15 protein-coding genes are annotated in these 19,456 nt (G+C 60.7%); 7 read left to right on the forward strand and 8 right to left on the reverse strand.

Going from position 1 to position 19,456, the window contains the following annotated elements; genetic code table 11:
- Positions 1–101: 101 nt before the first annotated feature.
- Positions 102–1,499, forward strand: a complete 1,398-nt coding sequence (gene sthA / locus ACMGGW_RS22060; protein WP_004931047.1) for a Si-specific NAD(P)(+) transhydrogenase — start codon at positions 102–104, stop codon at positions 1,497–1,499.
- Here sthA and oxyR read toward each other — a convergent pair.
- Complete coding sequence (oxyR, locus tag ACMGGW_RS22065; RefSeq protein ID WP_025304651.1) at positions 1,482–2,399, reverse strand: DNA-binding transcriptional regulator OxyR; 918 nt, start codon at positions 2,397–2,399, stop codon at positions 1,482–1,484. The two genes, sthA and oxyR, sit on opposite strands and share 18 nt — an antisense overlap.
- A 151-nt stretch (positions 2,400–2,550) precedes the next feature.
- On the opposite strand from oxyR, the gene ACMGGW_RS22070 reads away from it, so the two are divergent.
- The 4 genes from ACMGGW_RS22070 (at position 2,551) to ACMGGW_RS22085 (ending at position 5,540) form a co-directional block, all read left to right on the forward strand.
- Positions 2,551–3,282 carry a glutathione peroxidase gene (locus tag ACMGGW_RS22070; protein ID WP_015379403.1) on the forward strand — a complete coding sequence of 244 codons (732 nt, stop codon included), beginning with the start codon at positions 2,551–2,553 and terminating at the stop codon, positions 3,280–3,282.
- Between the two features lie 72 nt (positions 3,283–3,354).
- Positions 3,355–4,803 carry a dihydrolipoyl dehydrogenase gene (locus tag ACMGGW_RS22075; RefSeq protein WP_049294990.1) on the forward strand — a complete coding sequence of 483 codons (1,449 nt, stop codon included), beginning with the start codon at positions 3,355–3,357 and terminating at the stop codon, positions 4,801–4,803.
- A 163-nt stretch (positions 4,804–4,966) separates the two neighbouring features.
- Positions 4,967–5,227: a hypothetical protein gene (locus ACMGGW_RS22080; RefSeq protein ID WP_025304653.1), complete on the forward strand. Its 261-nt coding sequence runs from the start codon at positions 4,967–4,969 to the stop codon at positions 5,225–5,227.
- Positions 5,214–5,540, forward strand: coding sequence for a type II toxin-antitoxin system HicB family antitoxin (locus ACMGGW_RS22085; RefSeq protein ID WP_019452249.1), 327 nt, complete (start codon positions 5,214–5,216; stop codon positions 5,538–5,540). The genes ACMGGW_RS22080 and ACMGGW_RS22085 overlap by 14 nt, the downstream gene beginning before the upstream one ends.
- Before the next feature lie 36 nt (positions 5,541–5,576).
- On the opposite strand, the gene argH is transcribed toward ACMGGW_RS22085, so the two are convergent.
- The 4 genes from argH to argC all read right to left on the reverse strand — a co-directional run bounded on the left by argH (position 5,577) and on the right by argC (position 10,064).
- A complete protein-coding gene (gene argH, locus ACMGGW_RS22090) occupies positions 5,577–6,950 on the reverse strand; it encodes an argininosuccinate lyase (protein WP_060448499.1) in 1,374 nt (457 codons plus the stop codon).
- 69 nt (positions 6,951–7,019) lie between these two features.
- Complete coding sequence (locus tag ACMGGW_RS22095; protein WP_019452247.1) at positions 7,020–8,240, reverse strand: argininosuccinate synthase; 1,221 nt, start codon at positions 8,238–8,240, stop codon at positions 7,020–7,022.
- Between the two features lie 25 nt (positions 8,241–8,265).
- A complete protein-coding gene (gene argB, locus ACMGGW_RS22100; RefSeq protein ID WP_016929723.1) occupies positions 8,266–9,039 on the reverse strand; it encodes an acetylglutamate kinase in 774 nt (257 codons plus the stop codon).
- Positions 9,040–9,059: 20 nt separating this feature from the next.
- Positions 9,060–10,064, reverse strand: a complete 1,005-nt coding sequence (argC, locus tag ACMGGW_RS22105) for an N-acetyl-gamma-glutamyl-phosphate reductase (RefSeq protein ID WP_025304655.1) — start codon at positions 10,062–10,064, stop codon at positions 9,060–9,062.
- Positions 10,065–10,280: 216 nt separating this feature from the next.
- Between argC and argE the strand changes: the two genes are divergently transcribed.
- Positions 10,281–11,426 carry an acetylornithine deacetylase gene (argE, locus tag ACMGGW_RS22110; RefSeq protein WP_038630012.1) on the forward strand — a complete coding sequence of 382 codons (1,146 nt, stop codon included), beginning with the start codon at positions 10,281–10,283 and terminating at the stop codon, positions 11,424–11,426.
- Positions 11,427–11,683: 257 nt separating this feature from the next.
- Positions 11,684–14,320: a phosphoenolpyruvate carboxylase gene (gene ppc / locus ACMGGW_RS22115; RefSeq protein ID WP_025304657.1), complete on the forward strand. Its 2,637-nt coding sequence runs from the start codon at positions 11,684–11,686 to the stop codon at positions 14,318–14,320.
- A gap of 107 nt (positions 14,321–14,427) precedes the next feature.
- Here the strand turns inward: ppc and metF are convergent, their stop codons facing one another.
- From metF to metB, 3 genes are all read right to left on the reverse strand, one after another.
- Complete coding sequence (gene metF / locus ACMGGW_RS22120; RefSeq protein ID WP_004931071.1) at positions 14,428–15,324, reverse strand: methylenetetrahydrofolate reductase; 897 nt, start codon at positions 15,322–15,324, stop codon at positions 14,428–14,430.
- Positions 15,325–15,553: 229 nt separating this feature from the next.
- On the reverse strand, positions 15,554–17,989 hold the full coding sequence (locus ACMGGW_RS22125) for a bifunctional aspartate kinase/homoserine dehydrogenase II (protein ID WP_197832609.1): 2,436 nt from the start codon (positions 17,987–17,989) through the stop codon (positions 15,554–15,556).
- Between the two features lie 2 nt (positions 17,990–17,991).
- Positions 17,992–19,152, reverse strand: coding sequence for a cystathionine gamma-synthase (metB, locus tag ACMGGW_RS22130; protein ID WP_025304659.1), 1,161 nt, complete (start codon positions 19,150–19,152; stop codon positions 17,992–17,994).
- Positions 19,153–19,456 lie beyond the last annotated feature (304 nt).

Consider the following 19,456-nt stretch of genomic DNA (forward strand, 5'->3'; position numbering starts at 1 on the left):
GATTGTGCTTTGACTCAAAAAGCCTAATGGTGATTGGGTGAGCAGCGCTATGATGTTAAGATACCGTTGTAATCTTGTATAAAAAAACAGGTCTCTCCTACATGCAACAGCACTATCAATTTGATGCCATTGTGATTGGCTCGGGCCCTGGTGGTGAAGGTGCCGCCATGGGGCTGGTGAAACAAGGCGCCCGCGTGGCCGTTATCGAACGGTACAATAACGTAGGCGGCGGATGTACCCACTGGGGCACCATCCCTTCCAAAGCCCTCCGCCACGCCGTCAGCCGCATTATCGAATTCAACCAGAACCCGCTTTACAACAACTCGCGCACGCTCAGCGCGACCTTCCCTGACATTTTACGCCACGCCGATAACGTCATCAGCCAGCAGACCCGAATGCGCCAAGGGTTCTATGAGCGGAACCAGTGCAAACTGTTCGCCGGCGACGCGCGCTTCATCGACGCCAACACCGTCAGCGTCAGCTACATGGACGGCACCCAGGACACCATCCGCGCCGATCACATCGTGATCGCCTGCGGCTCGCGTCCTTACCATCCGGCCAGCGTCGATTTCAACCATCCGCGCATCTACGACAGCGATTCCATTCTCGAGCTGAGCCATGAGCCACGCCACGTGATCATTTACGGCGCCGGGGTGATCGGCTGCGAGTATGCGTCCATCTTCCGCGGCCTGAACGTCAAGGTCGATCTGATCAACACCCGCGATCGTCTGCTGGCGTTCCTCGATCAGGAGATGTCGGATTCGCTCTCTTACCACTTCTGGAACAACGGCGTGGTGATCCGCCACAACGAAGAATTCGAGAAGATCGAAGGCACCGAAGACGGCGTGATCGTGCACCTGAAGTCCGGCAAGAAGGTGAAAGCGGACTGCCTGCTGTACGCCAACGGCCGTACCGGTAACACCGATTCGTTAGGGTTGGAGAACGTCGGCCTGGAGTCGGACAGCCGCGGGCTGCTGAAAGTGAACAGCATGTATCAAACCGCGCTGTCGCACATTTATGCGGTCGGTGACGTCATCGGCTATCCGAGTCTGGCTTCCGCCGCCTACGATCAGGGCCGCATCGCCGCGCAGGCGATCGCCTCCGGTGAAGCCAGCGGTCACTTAATCGAAGATATCCCGACCGGCATCTACACCATTCCGGAAATCAGCTCCGTCGGCAAAACCGAGCAGGAACTGACGGCGATGAAGGTGCCGTATGAAGTGGGCCGCGCCCAGTTCAAACATCTGGCGCGCGCGCAGATCGCCGGGATGAACGTCGGCAGCCTGAAGATCCTGTTCCATCGCGACACCCTGCAGATCCTCGGGATCCACTGCTTCGGCGAACGTGCGGCGGAGATCATCCACATCGGTCAGGCGATCATGGAACAGAAAGGTGAAGGCAATACTATCGAGTATTTCGTTAATACGACCTTCAACTATCCGACCATGGCCGAAGCCTACCGGGTGGCAGCGCTTAACGGCTTAAACCGCCTGTTTTAACGCGTTGTCGATGTAGCCCTGCATGTGCTCGCGGATCGCTTCGGCCAACTGCTCATAACGGCTGCGCAGTGGGGAACCGGGGCGATACACCAACGCGATGGTGCGCTTCGGCTCCGGCTTGTAGCAATCCAGATAGCAGACGCCATCGCGCTCGCGCTGCGGCGGCACCGCCAGGGACGGCAGCAGGGTAATGCCGCTGCCGGCCGCGACCATATTGCGCAGCGTTTCCAGACTGGTGGCGCGGAAGTGGGTATCCTCGTCCGCGCCCGCCTGGAAGCAGAAGCCCATCGCCTGATCGCGCAGGCAGTGGCCATCTTCCAGCATCAGCAGCTTTTCTCCCGCCAAATCCGGCATCGCCACGCGCTCGCGCTGCGCCCACGGGTGATCGGAATACACCGCCAGCTTCATCGGTTCATCGAACAGAGGCACTTCGATAAACGCCTCGGTTTCCTTCACCAGCGCCAGAATGGCGCAGTCCAGCTTGCCGCTGTCGAGTTGCGCCAGCAGTTGGTGGGTTTGCGCTTCGTGCAGGTACATTTCCAGTTTCGGGAAGGTTTTGTGCAGCGTCGGGATGATCTGCGGCAGCAGATAAGGCCCCACGGTCGGGATCAGACCGATGTGCAGCGGCCCGGACATGGCCTCGCCCTGCTGGCTGGCCATCTCCTTCAACACTTTCACTTCGCGCAGCACGGTACGCGCCTGCTCCACCAGCAACAGGCCCGCCTGGGTGAACAGTACCTTGCGGCTGGTGCGTTCGAGCAGCATGACGCCCAACTCGTCTTCCAGCTTGCGGATCTGCCCGCTCAGCGTGGGTTGGCTTACATGGCATGAATCGGCCGCGCGGCGGAAGTGCCGGTGCTCGGCCAAGGCGACCAGATACTCTAAATCACGAATATTCATTGTTTCCCTCCATTCCATGATAGCTCATGGCGATAGATAAGATAGCAATGAGCGATTAGATCTATCAAGCCCCAGCGACAATAATGTGTCCCAACGAAGCGATATCGCGCTAAATGCTAAAAATTACTTTTCCTAATTAAGGGGTTAATCAATGTTTACCAGTCAAGAAGGCAAGAAAGTTCCTCAGGTTACTTTCCACACCCGTCAGGGCGACCAATGGATTGATGTGACCACTGATGACCTGTTCAAAAACAAAACCGTCATTGTTTTCTCGCTGCCGGGCGCGTTCACGCCGACCTGTTCTTCGAGCCACCTGCCGCGCTACAACGAACTGTCCAGCGTATTCAAGCAGCACGGCGTCGACAGCATTCTTTGCGTCTCCGTGAACGACACCTTCGTGATGAACGCCTGGAAAGCTGACCAACATGCGGAAAACATCACCTTCGTACCGGACGGCAACGGTGAATTCACCAAAGGCATGAACATGCTGGTCGAGAAAGCGGACCTGGGCTTTGGCCCTCGTTCATGGCGCTACTCGATGCTGGTGCGCAACGGCGTGGTCGAGAAAATGTTTGTCGAGCCGAACAAGCCGGGCGACCCGTTTGAAGTGTCCGACGCCGACACCATGCTGAAATACCTGGCGCCGGAATTCAAAGTGCAGGAATCGGTCTCCCTGTTCACCAAACCGGGTTGCCCATTCTGCGCCAAAGCCAAACAGATGCTGCAAGAGCGCGGCATTCAGTATGAAGAGATCGTCCTGGGCAAAGACGCCACCACCGTCAGCCTGCGCGCCGTCAGCGGCCGCGCCACGGTGCCGCAGGTGTTCATCGGCGGCCGTCACATTGGCGGCAGCGACGATCTGGAAACTTTCCTGTCAGCTTAATAAGTAATAACAAAGCCAACGTGAACTTTGGCGGGCTACGGCCCGCCCTTTTTTTACCTTTCAGGAGCGGATATGAAACTGTTGAACGTTGATGTTGCGGTCATCGGCGGCGGCACCGCAGGGCTCGGCGCCTATCGCGCGGCCAAACTGTCTACCCCCAGCGTGGTGATGATTGAAGGCGGGCCTTACGGCACCACCTGTGCGCGCGTTGGCTGCATGCCATCCAAATTATTGATCGCCGCCGCCGAAGCGGTGCATCAAATCGAACGCGCGCCGGGCTTTGGCGTGCACCCAGCCGGTAAAACCCGCATCGACGGACGCGAGGTGATGGCGCGCGTCAAACGCGAACGCGATCGTTTCGTCGGCTTCGTGCTGGAAGGCGTGGACGAGATCCCGGCCGCCGACAAAATTCAGGGCTATGCCCGCTTTATCGACGACAACACGCTGCAGGTCGATGACCATACGCGCATCGTGGCGCAGCGCATCGTGATCGCCACCGGCTCTCGCCCCAGCTGGCCGGCGCCGTGGAACGAACTGGGCGATCGCCTGATCGTCAACGACGATCTGTTCAACTGGGATGACTTGCCGCAGTCCGTGGCGGTATTCGGCCCCGGCGTCATCGGGCTGGAGCTGGGGCAAGCGCTGCACCGCCTCGGCGTCGACACCAAGGTCTTCGGCATCGGCGGCGCCGTCGGGCCGCTGACCGACAGCGCCGTGCGCGATTACGCTGCGAAGGCGTTGGGAGAAGAGTTCTACCTCGACGCCGACGTGAAAGTGGAGATGATGCAGCGCGAAGGCGACCGCGTATTTATCCGCTATCAGGATCTGCAGGGCCAGTCGCAGGAGATCCTGGTGGACTACGTGCTGGCCGCCACCGGCCGCCGCCCCAACGTCGATCGGCTGGGTCTCGAAAACACCGACCTGCAGCTCGACGCTCGAGGCGTGCCGCTGGCCGACCGCCTGACGATGCAAACCAGCGTGCCGCATATCTTTATCGCCGGCGACGCCAGCAACCAGCTGCCGCTGTTGCACGAGGCCAGCGATCAGGCGCGCATCGCCGGCGCCAACGCCGGCAGCTTCCCGGAGATCAATCCAGGTCTGCGCCGCAGCGCGATTTCGGTGGTGTTCTCCGATCCGCAGATCGCCATGGTCGGCTCAACTTTCCGCGAGCTGAGCGAGAAGTTCAGCGCCTGCGGCTGCTTTGAAGTGGGCAAAGTCTCGTTTGAGAATCAGGGCCGCTCGCGGGTGATGCTGCGCAATAAGGGCATTTTGCACGTCTACGGCGAGCAAGGCACCGGCCGTTTCCTCGGCGCGGAAATGATCGGCCCCGACGCCGAACACATTGCGCACCTGTTAGCCTGGGCGCACCAACAGCAGATGACCGTCGATCAGATGCTGGACATGCCGTTCTATCATCCGGTGATCGAAGAAGGCTTGCGTACCGCGCTGCGCGATCTGCAGGCGAAGCTCAAACTCGGCACGGCCGAAATCGAGCGCTGCCAGCGCTGTCCGGGTGAGTAACCTCTTATTCTCCGTTTATATCCACCGGGCCTTCAGGCCCGGTTTTTTTTGCGCAGCACTTTCCACAATTTCCTCCCTCCGCTTGCCTCACGGCCCGCCCGCGCTCATTTTTTATGCTTTGGCATTGAAGTGATACCAATAACGATACTAAAATGGAGGCGGCATGAACGAGATCAGGGATGACATCGCTGATTTGCAACAGCGGCAGAACAGCATCAAATTCGCCGAGTTAGCGAAAGTCTGCGTGCGATGGTTTGGGCCGCCGCGCATAAACGGTAGCAGCCATCACGTTTATCGCATGCCCTGGCCAGGCGATCCGCGCATCAATATCCAACGCGGCAACAACGGCGCGGCCAAGGCATATCAGGTTAAGCAGGTCATCGCCGCACTGGCCAGAATGGAGGAAGAACATGGAAAAGCATGAACACTATACCTATCGCATCACCTGGTCAGCGGAAGATCGTGAATATGTCGGGCTGTGCGCCGAATTCCCCTCGCTGTCCTGGCTAGCCGCCACGCGTACCGGCGCACTGGAGGGTATCGAAAAAGTCGTGAGCGAAACGATCGCCGACATGCTGGCGCAAGGTGAAACGCCGCCGCAGGCGCTGGCGGAAAAGAACTTCAGCGGAAAACTGGTGTTACGCATGACGCCGGAACAGCATCGCCGGCTGGCGATCGGCGCGATGGAGGAAGGCGTGAGCCTGAACCGTTATCTGTGCGCACGCCTGGCGGGGTAGAGGTGCAAGGGCGGCACCAGGCCGCCCTTATCGTCCTCAAGCTAAACGCTGTTTCGCTGCGGCGATTGCCGCGGCCACCTGCTGCGGCGCGACGCCGCCTTTGGCCGCACGTTTGTCCAGGCAAGATTGCAACGCCAGGATCGGATAGACGTCGTCGCCAATCGTCGCGCTAAACTGCTGCAAATCCGCCAGCGGCAGCGCTTCCAGCGGTTTGCCCTGGCGAATCGCCTCTACCACCACCTCACCGACGATATGGTGCGCTTCGCGGAACGGCACGCCCTTGGCGACCAGGTAATCCGCCAGCTCGGTGGCGTTGGCATAGCCCTGCTCCGCCGCTTCCTGACAGCGCGGGCGCTTCACCTGAATGCCGTCCAGCACCAGCGCCGCCATCTGCAGGCAGTCCATCCAGGTGTCGAGCGCGTCGAACAGCCCTTCTTTGTCTTCCTGCATGTCTTTGTTGTACGCCAGCGGCAGGCCTTTCAGCGTCATCATCATGCCGGTCAGCGCGCCCTGTACGCGGCCGCACTTGCCGCGGATCAGCTCCAGCGCGTCCGGGTTTTTCTTCTGCGGCATCAGCGAAGAGCCGGAGGTCACGCGGTCAGACAGCTCGACAAACGCCGCTTCGCCGCTGTTGAAGAAGATCAGATCTTCGGCGAAGCGTGACAGGTGCACCATGCTGATGGCGGCGTTGGACAGCAACTCCAGCACGTGATCGCGATCGGATACGCTGTCCAGGCTGTTGCGGGTCGCCGAGGCGAAGCCCAGCCAGCCGGCCAGTTGCTCGCGATCGATAGGATACGCAGTGCCGGCCAGCGCGCCGCTGCCCAGCGGGCTGACGTCCAGCCGTTTCAGGGTATCCTGCAGTCGGCTCTCATCGCGCGCCAGCATCTCGACATAGGCCAGGCACCAGTGCGCGAAAGTCACCGGCTGCGCGCGTTGCAGGTGGGTATACCCCGGCATCACCGCATCCTGATTGGCTTCGGCGGTCTCCACCAGCGCCTGCTGCAGCTGGACGATCGCCTGATGCAGATCGCCGATCTGCTGTTTGCACCACAGCTTCAGATCGGTCGCGACCTGATCGTTGCGGCTGCGGCCGGTGTGCAGCTTCTTGCCCAAGTCACCGACCTTCTCGATCAGCTTCTGCTCCACCCAGCTGTGGATGTCTTCGGCATCGCTTTGGACGATCGCCAAAGGATCGGCCTGGACTTCCGTCAGCAAGGCATTCAGCGCCTGCTCCAGCTGCTGTTGCTCCGTTGCCGTCAACACGTTAACGGTCACCAGCGCCTTCGACCAGGCCACCGAGCCCACGATATCTTGCTCCGCCAGGCGATAATCGAACCGCAGCGAATCGTTGAGTTGCTTGAACCGCTGATCCGCCGCCTGAGTGAACCGTCCGCCCCAAAGTGCCATACCTTTACTCCTGAATTTTTATGCGAAAGGGCGCAGCATGCTGCGCCCTTGCAGAGTCACGCCAATCGGTTATTTATTCTTTTTCTCATTCAACGCGCGGATGCGTGAAGACAGAGAGAACAGGCGGATAAAGCCGCCCGCGTGGCTATGATCGTAAACTTCGTCTTCGCCGAAGGTGGCGAACTCTTCGGAGTACAGGCTGTTGGCGGATTTCTTCTGAGTCGCCGTCACCTGACCTTTGTACAGCTGCAGCACGACTTCGCCGTTCACCTCTTCAGCCAATGCTTCGGCAGAGGCCTGCAGCGAGCGGCGCAGCGGCGCGAACCAACGGCCGTCGTACACCACATAGGACATCTCCAGGCCCAGCTGCTCGCGCCATTTGAAGCTGTCGCGATCCAGCACCAGCTGCTCGACGGCGCGCAGCGCCGCCACCATGATGGTGCCCCCTGGGGTTTCATAACAGCCGCGGGATTTGATGCCCACCAGGCGGTTTTCCACGATGTCGATCCGGCCGACGCCGTGTTTGGCGCCCAGCGCGTTCAAGGTTTCCAGGCACTGGTACGGCGACAGCGCTTTCCCGTTAACCGCCACGACGCGGCCTTTCTCAACGGTGACGGTCACCTGCTCAGGCTGATCCGGCGCTTCCTGCGGATCGACGGTCCATACCCAACAATCTTTGTTCGGCGCATTCCACGGGCTTTCCAGCACGCCGCCTTCGGTGGAGATGTGCCAGGCGTTCTCATCGCGGCTATAGATTTTTTCCAGCGACGCGGTGGTCGGGATGTTGCGCTCTTTCAGGTAATCCAGCAGCGCTTCACGGGAACGCAGGTTCCACTCGCGCCACGGCGCCACCACTTTCAGCTGCGGCGCCAGCGCGGTGTAGGTGGTCTCGAAACGCACCTGGTCGTTGCCTTTGCCGGTCGCGCCGTGGCACAGCGCATCGGCGCCCACTTTCAACGCCAGCTCGACCTGCGCCTTGGCGATGATCGGCCGCGCCATCGAGGTACCCAGCAGGTAGCTGCCCTCGTACAGGGCGCCGGTCTGTAGCACCGGATAAACGTAATCGCGGATAAATTCTTCACGCAGATCGACCACGTGACATTCAGAGGCACCGGACTGCAGGGCTTTTTGCTCCACGCCTTCCAGATCGCTGCGCTCCTGGCCGATGTCCGCCACGAACGCCACCACTTCACAGCCGCCGTAGTTCTCTTTCAGCCATGGAATGATGGCCGAGGTATCCAGGCCGCCGGAGTACGCCAGAACGATTTTTTTGATGCCTTGGTTTTGCATGATCTATTCCTTTCTAATTCTAAAATTAAGCGAGGATCCGGGTGCCAATCGACACGCCGTTAAACAAAGCAGGAAGCTGATCGGCATGGCGCCAGCTGGCGATATCCACCGGGCGGCCGAGGGTGCGGGCGGCGTCGAGCGCCGCATTCACCTTCACCACCATACCATCGGTGATGATGCCTTGCGCGATCAGTTGTTCCGCTTTTTGCGCCGTCATTTCCGCAATGCGTTGCCCCTTGCCGTCGAGGATGCCGCTGACGTCCGACAGCAGGATCAGGTCCGCCCCCAGCGTCGCCGCCAGCGCCGTCGCCGCCTGATCGGCGTTCACGTTCATTAACTGCCCTTCGGCGGTGATGCCGATGGAGCTGATAACCGGCAGGTAGCCGGCGCCCAGCAGGGTATTGAGCAGCGCGGGCGAACCGGGCTGCGCGTTGCCGACGTGGCCCAATGCCGGATCGAGCGGGGTCACGACCGCGCTGCCGCCGTCCGCCAGGCTCAGGCCGACGGCGTTGATTTGATGTTTAATCGCCCACGCCAGCAGCGTTTTGTTGGCGGTGCCGGCCAGCGCGCCGGTGATGATGTCGATCTGATCGGCCGGCGTGACCCGCAGGCCGTTCTTTTTCACCACCGGCAAAGCGAGCTGCTTCATCAGTTCGTCCACCACGCAGCCGCCGCCGTGCACGATCACCAGCGGACGCTGATGCTGCTGGCGGTAGCTGTCCAGCGCGGTAAACAGACGCTCCAGCGCTTCTTCACTGTCTAATAACACGCCACCTAACTTGATAATTAACGGGTTCATTGCTGTTTACTCACGCTGGTTTAAAGGAGTGACTGGGTTTCCGGGAAGCCGAAACGGATATTCAGGCATTGCACCGCCTGCGCCGCCGCGCCTTTCAGCAGGTTGTCTTCCACCGCGACGGCGATCAGATGCTCGCCCTGCACCGCAAAACCGATATCGCAGAACGGCAACCCCACCACCGCTTTCAGCGCCGGCACGCCCTGGTCGTACAACCGCACCAGCGGCTTGTCGTCATAGGCGGCATGATAGGCGGCCGCGACGTCCTGCGCGGTCACGCCGGCCTTCAGGCGGCAGGTGATGGTTTCAAGGATGCCGCGCGGGAAGTTGCCCAGGTGCGGCGTAAAGATAACCGGCACGCCCAGGTGCGCGGCGATCTCCGGCTGGTGCCGGTGAGTGAAAATACCGTACGGCTGCAGGCTCACTTCGCAGAAGCTGGTGGTCATGCTGGCCTTGCGACCGGCGCCGCTAACGCCGCTGGTGGCGTTGATCACCGGCCACTGATCCAGATTCAGCAACTGTTTTTCGATCAGCGGTTTCAGCGCCAGCTGCGCCGCCGTCGGGTAACAGCCCGGCACCGCGATCAGCTGCGCCTGTTTGATCTTGTCGCTCTGCCACTCCGCCAGGCCGTACACCGCCTGCTCCAGCAGGGCGCCATGCTGATGCTCGAAACCGTAGTACTGGCTATAAAAACCGGCGTCCTGCACGCGGAAGGCGCCGGACAGATCGAACACCACGCAGCCCGCCGCCAGGAAGGCCGGTGCGATATCGTGGCTGACTTCATGGGCGGTGGCGAGGAACACCACGTCGATGCCCTGCGCCGCCTTGGCAACGTCGGTCAACGGTTGCAGCGGCAGATCGACGATGCCTTTCAACTGGGGATGGAGATCGGAAAGCAACTTTCCTGCATCTGCACTTTGCGCTGAAACCGCTAAAGCGGTTATGTTCATGTGTGGGTGGCGATTCAGGTAAGCCGTGAGCTCCGCTCCGGCGTAACCGCTGGCACCAACGATCAGCGTATTCAACATGTGGCCTTTCACCTTCTAAACTGACGTGCGGTCGCTTGCGACCCAGGTAACAGGGCTAGCCAGCGTTGTTGCGCCGTTCACCCACGGAGCCAGGCGTTGATGCTTTTATAAACATCCGGGTATCGGGTTCCCTTACGCGTCGGCTTACTGTATTTTTATTCAAAATAAATGCATGAATATTGATACTATCCTAACCAAAGGCTGTCAACAGTGAAGATGAAATTACCTCCATTTATTGAGCTGTACCGGGCGTTGATCGCCACTCCGTCAATCAGCGCCACCGATGCCGGCCTCGATCAGAGCAATGAGGCGTTAATCAACTTGCTGGCCGGATGGTTTGCCGACCTGGGCTTTCGCGTCGACGTACAGCCGGTGCCGGAGTCGCGCCACAAATTCAACCTGCTGGCCAGCATCGGCGAAGGCAGCGGCGGCCTGCTGCTGGCCGGCCACACCGATACGGTGCCTTACGACGAAGGCCGCTGGACGCGCGATCCCTTCACCCTGACCGAGCACGACAACAAGCTCTACGGGCTAGGCACCGCCGACATGAAAGGCTTCTTCGCCTTTATTCTGGATGCGGTGCGCGATATCGACGCGAGCAAATTGACCAAGCCGCTGTACATTTTAGCCACCGCAGATGAAGAAACGACGATGGCCGGCGCGCGTTACTTCGCCGCCTCTACCGCCATTCGTCCAGATTTCGCCATCATCGGTGAGCCGACCTCGCTGCAGCCGGTGCGCGCGCACAAGGGCCACATGGCCAACGCCATTCGCATCGTCGGCCAGTCCGGCCACTCCAGCGATCCGGCGCGCGGCGTCAACGCCATCGATCTGATGCACGAGTCCATCGGCCGCCTGATGGAGCTGCGCAAAACCCTGCAGGAGCGCTACAACAACCCGGCGTTCGCCGTGCCTTATCCCACCATGAACTTCGGCCATATCAGCGGCGGCGACGCGGCCAACCGCATCTGCGCCTGCTGCGAGCTGCACCTGGATATCCGCCCGCTGCCCGGCATGACGCTCGACAACATCAACGAACTGATGCATCAGGCATTGGAGCCGGTGAGCCAACGCTGGCCGGGCCGCCTGACCATCGAAGAGCTGCACGCGTCGGTACCGGGCTACGAATGCCCGACCGACCACCGCATGGTGGCAGTGATCGAGGAACTGCTGGGCACCCGCACGCAGGTGGTCAACTACTGCACCGAAGCGCCGTTCGTTCAGCAGGTCTGCCCGACGTTGGTGCTCGGCCCCGGTTCCATCGATCAGGCCCACCAGCCGGACGAATACATCGACACCGCGTTTATCGAACCGACGCGCAAACTGTTGGGCCAGCTGATCAATCACTTTTGCCAGCAATAAACCCGACATTTAGCAGGGGAAATGCTTTATGCTTCCCCTAACTCAAAATAAGTAGAAGGCAGCGAAATAAGCCACGCTGATAACCCACGCGGCGTAATTAAATTTCAGAAAATGCGCCGATTTTGATGTTTTTTTGCTAAAAATAGTGTCAATTGACGATTGGACAGGAACGCGATGTGATCAGGCAGGCGGTCTGCGCCTGACGCGTGAAATTTATTTACAAGATAAAAATCATACAGAACTGGGTCAGGGGTTATATGAACGAACAATATTCGGCAATGCGCAGTAATGTCAGTATGCTCGGCAAATTGCTCGGCGATACCATCAAAGAAGCGCTGGGCGAGCATATTCTCGATCGCGTTGAGACCATCCGTAAGCTTTCCAAATCCTCACGCGCCGGCAACGAAGCGCATCGCCAGGAGCTGCTCTCCACCCTGCAGAACCTGTCCAACGACGAGCTGCTGCCGGTGGCGCGCGCCTTCAGCCAGTTCCTCAACCTGACCAACGTCGCCGAGCAGTACCACAGCATTTCGCCCAACGGCGAAGCCGCCAGCAATCCGGAAGCGCTGGCTCAACTGTTCAGCCGCCTCAAAGACAAAAAGCTCAGCGACAAAGAGCTGCAGCACGCGGTGTCGCAACTCTCCATCGAGCTGGTGCTGACGGCGCACCCGACGGAGATCACCCGCCGCACCCTGATCCACAAGCTGGTGGAGGTCAACACCTGCCTCAGCCAGCTCGATCACAACGATCTGGCCGACTACGAGCGCAACAAGATCATGCGCCGCCTGCGTCAGCTGGTAGCCCAGTCGTGGCACACCGATGAAATTCGCAAACACCGCCCTTCTCCGATCGACGAAGCCAAATGGGGTTTTGCCGTCGTGGAAAACAGCCTGTGGGAAGGCGTGCCGGCGTTCCTGCGCGAATTCAACGAACAGCTGGAAAACTCCATCGATTACAGCCTGCCGGTAGAAGCGGTGCCGGTGCGCTTCACTTCCTGGATGGGCGGCGATCGCGACGGCAACCCGAACGTCACCGCCGAAATTACCCGCCATGTGCTGCTGCTCAGCCGCTGGAAAGCCTGCGACCTGTTTACCCGCGATATTCAGGTACTGGTCTCCGAGCTGTCGATGACCGAGTGTACCCCGGAGCTGCGCGCCCGCGCCGGCGGCGATGAGGTGCAGGAGCCTTACCGCGAAATCATGAAGCAGTTGCGCAGCCAGCTGATGAGCTCCCAGGCCTATCTGGAAGGTCGCCTGAAGGGCGAGCGCGTGCTGAAACCGCACGACCTGCTGGTGAACAACGAGCAGCTGTGGGAGCCGCTGTATGCCTGCTACCAGTCGCTGCAGGCCTGCGGCATGGGCATCATCGCCAATGGTCAACTGCTGGATACCCTGCGCCGCGTGCGCTGCTTCGGCGTGCCGCTGGTGCGTATCGACGTGCGCCAGGAAAGCACCCGCCATACCGAAGCCATCGCCGAGCTGACCCGCTATCTGGGGCTGGGCGATTATGAAAGCTGGTCGGAAGCCGATAAGCAGGCGTTCCTGATCCGCGAACTGAACTCCAAACGCCCGCTGGTGCCGCTGAAATGGCAACCGAGCGCCGATACGCAGGAAGTGCTGGAAACCTGCCGGGTGATCGCCGAAGCGCCGCAGGGTTCGATCGCCGCCTACGTGATTTCGATGGCGCGCACGCCTTCCGACGTGTTGGCGGTGCACCTGCTGCTGAAGGAGGCCGGCTGCCCGTTCGCGCTGCCGGTCGCCCCGCTGTTCGAAACCCTCGACGACCTGAACAACGCCGACGACGTGATGACCCAGTTGCTGAACATCGACTGGTATCGCGGCTTCATCCAGGGCAAACAGATGGTGATGATCGGTTACTCCGACTCGGCGAAAGACGCCGGCGTGATGGCCGCTTCCTGGGCGCAGTACCGCGCGCAGGACGCGCTGATCAAAACCTGTGAAAAGGCCGGCGTAGCGCTGACGCTGTTCCACGGCCGCGGCGGCTCCATCGGCCGCGGCGGCGCACCGGCGCATGCGGCGCTGCTGTCTCAGCCGCCGGGCAGCTTGAAGGGCGGCCTGCGCGTCACCGAACAGGGCGAGATGATCCGCTTCAAGTTCGGCCTGCCGGAAGTCACCATCAGCAGCCTGGCGCTGTATGCAGGCGCGATCCTCGAGGCCAACCTGCTGCCGCCGCCGGAACCGAAGAAAGAATGGCGGGCGCTGATGGACGACCTGTCCGAGACCTCCTGCCGGATGTATCGCGGCTACGTGCGTGAAAACCCGGACTTTGTGCCTTACTTCCGCGCGGCCACGCCGGAGCTGGAGCTGGGCAAACTGCCGCTGGGTTCACGCCCGGCCAAGCGCAAGCCGAACGGCGGCGTAGAGAGCCTGCGCGCCATTCCGTGGATCTTCGCCTGGACGCAGAACCGCCTGATGCTGCCGGCCTGGCTCGGCGCCGGCGCCGGATTGCAGGAAGCGGTGAAAGCCGGCAAACAGGCGGAGCTGGAAGCGATGTGTCGCGACTGGCCGTTCTTCTCCACCCGTATCGCCATGCTGGAAATGGTGTTCGCCAAAGCCGACCTGTGGCTGGCGGAATACTACGATCAGCGCCTGGTGGATAAAGCACTGTGGCCGCTGGGTCAACAGCTGCGCGATCAGCTGGAAAGCGACATCAAGGTGGTGCTGACCATCGCCAACGATGCGCACCTGATGGAAGACCTGCCGTGGATCGCTGAATCCATCGCGCTGCGCAACGTTTACACCGACCCGCTGAACGTCTTGCAGGCCGAATTGCTGCACCGTTCGCGTCAGCAGGAGCAGCCGGACGCCCGAGTGGAGCAGGCGCTGATGGTCACCATCGCCGGCGTCGCCGCCGGGATGCGCAACACCGGCTAGTGAGCCTCATCGCGGCCCCGTTTATCGGGGCCGTTTTTTTATGCCTTTCCCCCACAAAAAAAGGGCGCCGCGGTAAAGCGACGCCCTTTTTCAATGGAACAAGCCTGTCAGGCGGCGGCCACCGGGCGCACGCCCAGCGTGTGGCAGATCGCGTAGCTCATCTCTGCACGGTTCAGCGTATAGAAGTGGAAATCTTTCACCCCTTCGCGGCTCAGGATCTTCACCATGTCCATGGCGATGTTGGCGCCGACCATTTTGCGGGTCTCCGCATCGTCGTCCAGCCCTTCGAACATGCTGGTCATCCAGCTTGGCACCCGCACGTTGGTCATGGTGGCAAAGCGCTGTAGCTGCTTGAAGTTGGACACCGGCAGAATGCCCGGCACGATTTCCACATCGATACCGGCGGCAACGCAGCGGTCGCGAAAGCGCAGATAGCTCTCAACGTCGAAGAAGAACTGGGTAATGGCGCGACTGGCGCCGGCATCGATCTTGCGTTTCAGGTTAATCAAATCGGCCTGGGCGCTTTTCGCCTCCGGGTGCACTTCCGGGTAGGCGGCGACGGAAATGTCGAAGTCACCCACGTCTTTCAGCAACGCCACCAGATCGGTCGCGTACATGTCCGGCTTGCCGCCGCCCGGCGGCAGATCGCCGCGCAGCGCCACGATATGGCGGATGCCGCTGTTCCAGTAATCGGTCGCAATGTCGCGCAGCTGCGCCGGGCTGGCGTCGATGCAGGTCAGGTGCGGCGCCGCCTCCAGGCCGGTGCGCTCCTTGATCCCCTTGATGATGCTGTGGGTGCGATCGCGCTCGCCGGAATTGGCGCCGTAGGTGACGGAAACGAATTTAGGTTTGAGGATGCTCAGACGATCGATCGACTGCCACAGGGTCTCTTCCATCTCGCTGGTGCGTGGCGGGAAGAACTCGAATGATACGTTAATCTGGCCGTTCAACTCCGCCAGACTCTGATTCAGCGCTTCCCGCTGGTTTGCGTGGAAAAAACTCATACCCTGCTCACCTCTTTATCGATCACTGTTTTTATTTCATCTTGATGAGCGTCTATACGTTTAGACGTCTAGATAGAAAATGCCGCATGTTGGCTAAAGAGTCAACAGGAAAATGAGGGGAATAAGATGATTAATCCTCACCCGCTCAACGAGGGAATTTCATGATCGCGGCAAAGATAAGTATGGCAGGAAAAGCAAAGGGGCGCGGTGAGCCCGCGCCCGCAGAGGATTAAAGCAGCTGCGCCAAACGGTTAAGGTCTGACTGGATAGCGCCGGCGGTCACATCGCGGCCGGCGCCCGGCCCGCGGATCACCAGCGGATTATCGCGATACCAGCGGCTTTCGATGGCGAACACGTTGTCGCACGGCAGCAGAGAGGCCAGCGGATGCTCAGGACGCACCGCCTCCACGCCGACTCGCGCCTTGCCGTTGGCGTCGAAACGCGCCACGTGACGCAGCACCAGGCCCATTTCGCTGGCGGCCTCAAAGCGCTGCTGCATCTGCTGGTTCAACGCCTCGCCGTTCTCGAAGAACTGATCGACGGAGCCCAGCTCGCAGCCCGCCGGCACCAGCGACTCGACCCGCACCTGGTTCGGTTCGATGTCGTAGCCCGCCTCGCGCGCCAGGATCACCAGCTTGCGCATCACGTCCTGGCCGGAGAGATCGACCCGCGGATCCGGTTCGGTCAGCCCCTGCTGCCAAGCCTGATCCACCAGCTCGGTGAACGGCACCGTGCCGTCATACTGCAAGAACAGCCAGGAAAGCGTGCCGGAGAAGATGCCGCTGATCGCCAAAATGCTGTCGCCGCTGTCGCGCAGATCGCGCACCGTATGGTTGACCGGCAGCCCGGCGCCGACGGTGGCGTTATACAGCCAGTGGCGGCCGGTTTTGGCGAAGGCGTCGCGAATTTGGCGATAGGTATCGCTGCACGAGGCGCCCGCCAGCTTGTTGGCGCTGATCACGTGGAAACCGTGGCTGGCGAAATCCAGATACTGCCCGGCCAGCTCTTCGCTGGCGGTCACGTCAAGCACCACCAGATCGTCGAACGGGTGCGCACGCATCCACAGGAACAGCGACTCTTCGTCAAGTTCCTGCGCCTCGTCCTCAAAGAATGCCAGCGCGCGGCTGGCGTCCAACCCGTCGTAGTTCAGCAGGCTGCGGCGGCTGTCCACCACCCCCGCCAGGATAAATTCGAAGCCGCTGCGCGCGGAGATATTGGTCTGTTCACGGGCGAACAGCTCCAGCCAGCGCGACCCGATGTTGCCCTTGCCGAACAGCACCAGACCGATGCGCTTCTCGGCGCGGAACAGGCTTTGGTGCAGCCCCTGAATCAGCAGCGCGGTCGGCCCCTGGCGCAATACCGCCACCAGGCTGATGCCATCTTCCGCCTGCCAGATAAATTCGACCGGCTGATCTTTCAGTTGCTGATAGAAACGGTGGCAGTGCAGCGGGTTCTTGCATACCCCGGCGCCGACCATCGCCACCAGCGCCAACCCTTCGCGCAGGTGCAGTTCACCCGGCAGCGCCGAGGCCTGCAGGATCGCCAGTGCGCTGTTGACCACCTCGGAGGTGTAGCACAGCTGCACCCGATTGCGGTCAGGATGGATGCCTACCGCCAGCGGTTTGATCTGCGCGCGTTTGAGCACCAGATCCAACTCTTTCTGCGCCAGTTTGAAGTCATGCTGAGCGGCGACGTGCAGCTCAATCAGGCACACGTCATCGTGGCTGGTGACAATCTTGGCGCCGGTGCCGGACGCCAATACGCGCTCGATGCGCGTCGAGCCCTGCTCCGGCTGGTAGCTGCAGCGCAGCTGAAGATCGATATCGCTGCCGGAGACCGGCTGCAGGGTACGGGTGTGCAACACCGGCGCAGCCAGACGCGCCAGCTCGCTGGCTTCGTCCAGACGCAGCAGCGGCAGCAGGCAGGCGTCTTTCACCTTGCGCGGATCGGCGCTGTAAACCCCGGCCACGTCGCTCCAGATGGTGACGCGCGCAGCGCCGGCCAACGCGCCGACCTGAGTGGCAGAGTAATCACTGCCATTGCGCCCCAACAGCACGGTTTCCCCGGCGTCGTTGCGCGAAATGAAGCCGGTCACCACCAGGCGCTTGCCCGGATGTTGAGCCAACAATTGCTGCAGCAGCGGATAAGAACGGCCTTCATCCACCTGCGGCTGCGCGGCGCGTTCGGCGCGCAGGAAATCACGCGCATCCAGCCAGGCCGCCTGCATATCCAGGTGGTTGAGCACCGCCGCCATCAGGCGCGCCGACCAGATCTCGCCGTGCCCGACCACTTCGGCATAGCACACCTCGTCAGCTTTACCGTCCAGCAGCACCGCCAGACGTTCCAGATCCTGAATGAACTCGGCGATCAGCGGCTCGGCGCTTTCCGGCGGCAACAGGCCGCTGATAAGATCGCTGTGATAACGACGCAACGTCTGCTGCACCTGGTGCGCAGACAGGCGATCGCTCTGGCTGAGCTTCAGCCAGTTGATCAACTGGTTGGTGGTACTGCCGGCGGCCGATACCACCATCATGTCGCCCGGCTGGCTGTATTCCGCCATAATCCCGGCCACACGCAGATAACACTTCACATCCGCCAGACTGCTGCCGCCAAACTTGTGCAGTTGACGCCCGCTCACCGGCCCTGCTACAGCAATTGCATTCATGCTTACCTCGTTGCCGCCGCCTGGAAAGCGCGTTCCAGATCGGCAATCAAATCTTCACTGTCTTCAATACCCACGGAAATGCGCAGCAGGCTCTCGGAGATGCCGGCCGCTGCCCGCGCCTCCGCCGCCATGCCGGCGTGGGTCATGGTCGCTGCATGCGAGATCAGGCTTTCTACGCCGCCCAGCGATTCTGCCAGAGTAAACAGCTCAAGGGCAGAGAGAAAACGGCGCAGCACCGCTTCATCGCCGTCCAGTTCAAAACTCAGCATCGCGCCGAAACCACGCTGCTGCCGGCGGGCGATCTCATGCCCCGGATTTTCCGGCAGGGAGGGATGATACAGCTTTTTCACCAGCGGTTGCTGCTGTAAATAACCGACAATCGCTTCGGCGTTTTGCTGCGCCGCCTTGATGCGCGGCGACAGCGTGCGCATGCCGCGCAGCAGCAGATAACTGTCGAACGCGCCGCCGGTCACACCGATATTGTTCGCCCACCAGGCCAATTCGACCGCCAGCTCGGGATCTTTGGCAATCACCGCGCCGGCCACCACGTCCGAATGCCCATTCAGGTATTTGGTGCAAGAATGGACCACCAGATCGGCACCGAGTTCGATCGGCTGTTGCAGGGCCGGGCTGAGGAAGGTGTTGTCCACCACCGTCAACGCGCCCGCCGCGTGTGCGGCCGCGCAGATCGCCGCGATATCCACCACCCGCAGCAGCGGATTGCTGGGGCTTTCAATCAGCACCAGCTTCGGCTTTTGCGCCAGCGCCTGCTGCAGGGCGGCTTCATTACCCTGATCGACGAACAGCACGCGATAGGCGCCGCGCTTGCTCAGGCTGTCGAACAGCCGATAGCTGCCGCCGTAGCAGTCGTGCGGCGCCACCAGCAGATCGCCGGGCTTCAGCAGCACAGTGGTCACCAGATGGATCGCCGACATCCCGCTGCCGGTCATCACCGCGCCGGCGCCGCCTTCCAGCTCCGCCAACGCACGTTGCACCACGTCGCGCGTCGGGTTGCCGCGGCGCGAGTAGTCATGGGCTCGGGGTTGGTTGAAGTCGGTAAAGTTATAGGTGCTGGACAGATGAATCGGCGGGACGACGCAGCCGTACTGTTCGTCATCGTTCAGGCCGCTGCGTACGGCAATCGTGGCTGGTTTACGCGTCATGGTCTCGCTCGGCTCTCGGTTCGGTGAATGAGGCCTAAAGAGTAATCGCAGGATTGATAGACGTCAATACATCTGGACATCTAAACTTCTTTGCGTATAGATTGAGCAATGACACAATACCCGCTAAAATTATGCCGATATGACATGACGATAAGATGTTAAGCGGCAATGCCTGACCGAAGCGGGGCATTCAGTGACCCTGGTCGCGTAAAATTGACATTTATTTAGTGAGAACAGTGAAGATCGGGCATAATTGGCCGGTTTTTAGAATTTTGTAATTTTTCTGACAAAGTTAAGGTGTCCC

Source organism: Serratia sp. BNK-4, assembly GCF_048685115.1.
In the GTDB taxonomy this organism is placed as follows: Bacteria; Pseudomonadota; Gammaproteobacteria; order Enterobacterales; family Enterobacteriaceae; genus Serratia; species Serratia bockelmannii.

What these genes read in the sequence shown, in the direction of transcription:
- sthA (WP_004931047.1), top strand. Translation starts at nt 102, where the DNA reads ATGCAACAGCACTATCAATTTGATGCCATTGTGATTGGCTCGGGCCCT.
- oxyR (WP_025304651.1), bottom strand. Translation starts at nt 2,399, where the DNA reads ATGAATATTCGTGATTTAGAGTATCTGGTCGCCTTGGCCGAGCACCGG.
- ACMGGW_RS22070 (WP_015379403.1), top strand. Translation starts at nt 2,551, where the DNA reads ATGTTTACCAGTCAAGAAGGCAAGAAAGTTCCTCAGGTTACTTTCCAC.
- ACMGGW_RS22075 (WP_049294990.1), top strand. Translation starts at nt 3,355, where the DNA reads ATGAAACTGTTGAACGTTGATGTTGCGGTCATCGGCGGCGGCACCGCA.
- ACMGGW_RS22080 (WP_025304653.1), top strand. Translation starts at nt 4,967, where the DNA reads ATGAACGAGATCAGGGATGACATCGCTGATTTGCAACAGCGGCAGAAC.
- ACMGGW_RS22085 (WP_019452249.1), top strand. Translation starts at nt 5,214, where the DNA reads ATGGAAAAGCATGAACACTATACCTATCGCATCACCTGGTCAGCGGAA.
- argH (WP_060448499.1), bottom strand. Translation starts at nt 6,950, where the DNA reads ATGGCACTTTGGGGCGGACGGTTCACTCAGGCGGCGGATCAGCGGTTC.
- ACMGGW_RS22095 (WP_019452247.1), bottom strand. Translation starts at nt 8,240, where the DNA reads ATGCAAAACCAAGGCATCAAAAAAATCGTTCTGGCGTACTCCGGCGGC.
- argB (WP_016929723.1), bottom strand. Translation starts at nt 9,039, where the DNA reads ATGAACCCGTTAATTATCAAGTTAGGTGGCGTGTTATTAGACAGTGAA.
- argC (WP_025304655.1), bottom strand. Translation starts at nt 10,064, where the DNA reads ATGTTGAATACGCTGATCGTTGGTGCCAGCGGTTACGCCGGAGCGGAG.
- argE (WP_038630012.1), top strand. Translation starts at nt 10,281, where the DNA reads ATGAAATTACCTCCATTTATTGAGCTGTACCGGGCGTTGATCGCCACT.
- ppc (WP_025304657.1), top strand. Translation starts at nt 11,684, where the DNA reads ATGAACGAACAATATTCGGCAATGCGCAGTAATGTCAGTATGCTCGGC.
- metF (WP_004931071.1), bottom strand. Translation starts at nt 15,324, where the DNA reads ATGAGTTTTTTCCACGCAAACCAGCGGGAAGCGCTGAATCAGAGTCTG.
- ACMGGW_RS22125 (WP_197832609.1), bottom strand. Translation starts at nt 17,989, where the DNA reads ATGAATGCAATTGCTGTAGCAGGGCCGGTGAGCGGGCGTCAACTGCAC.
- metB (WP_025304659.1), bottom strand. Translation starts at nt 19,152, where the DNA reads ATGACGCGTAAACCAGCCACGATTGCCGTACGCAGCGGCCTGAACGAT.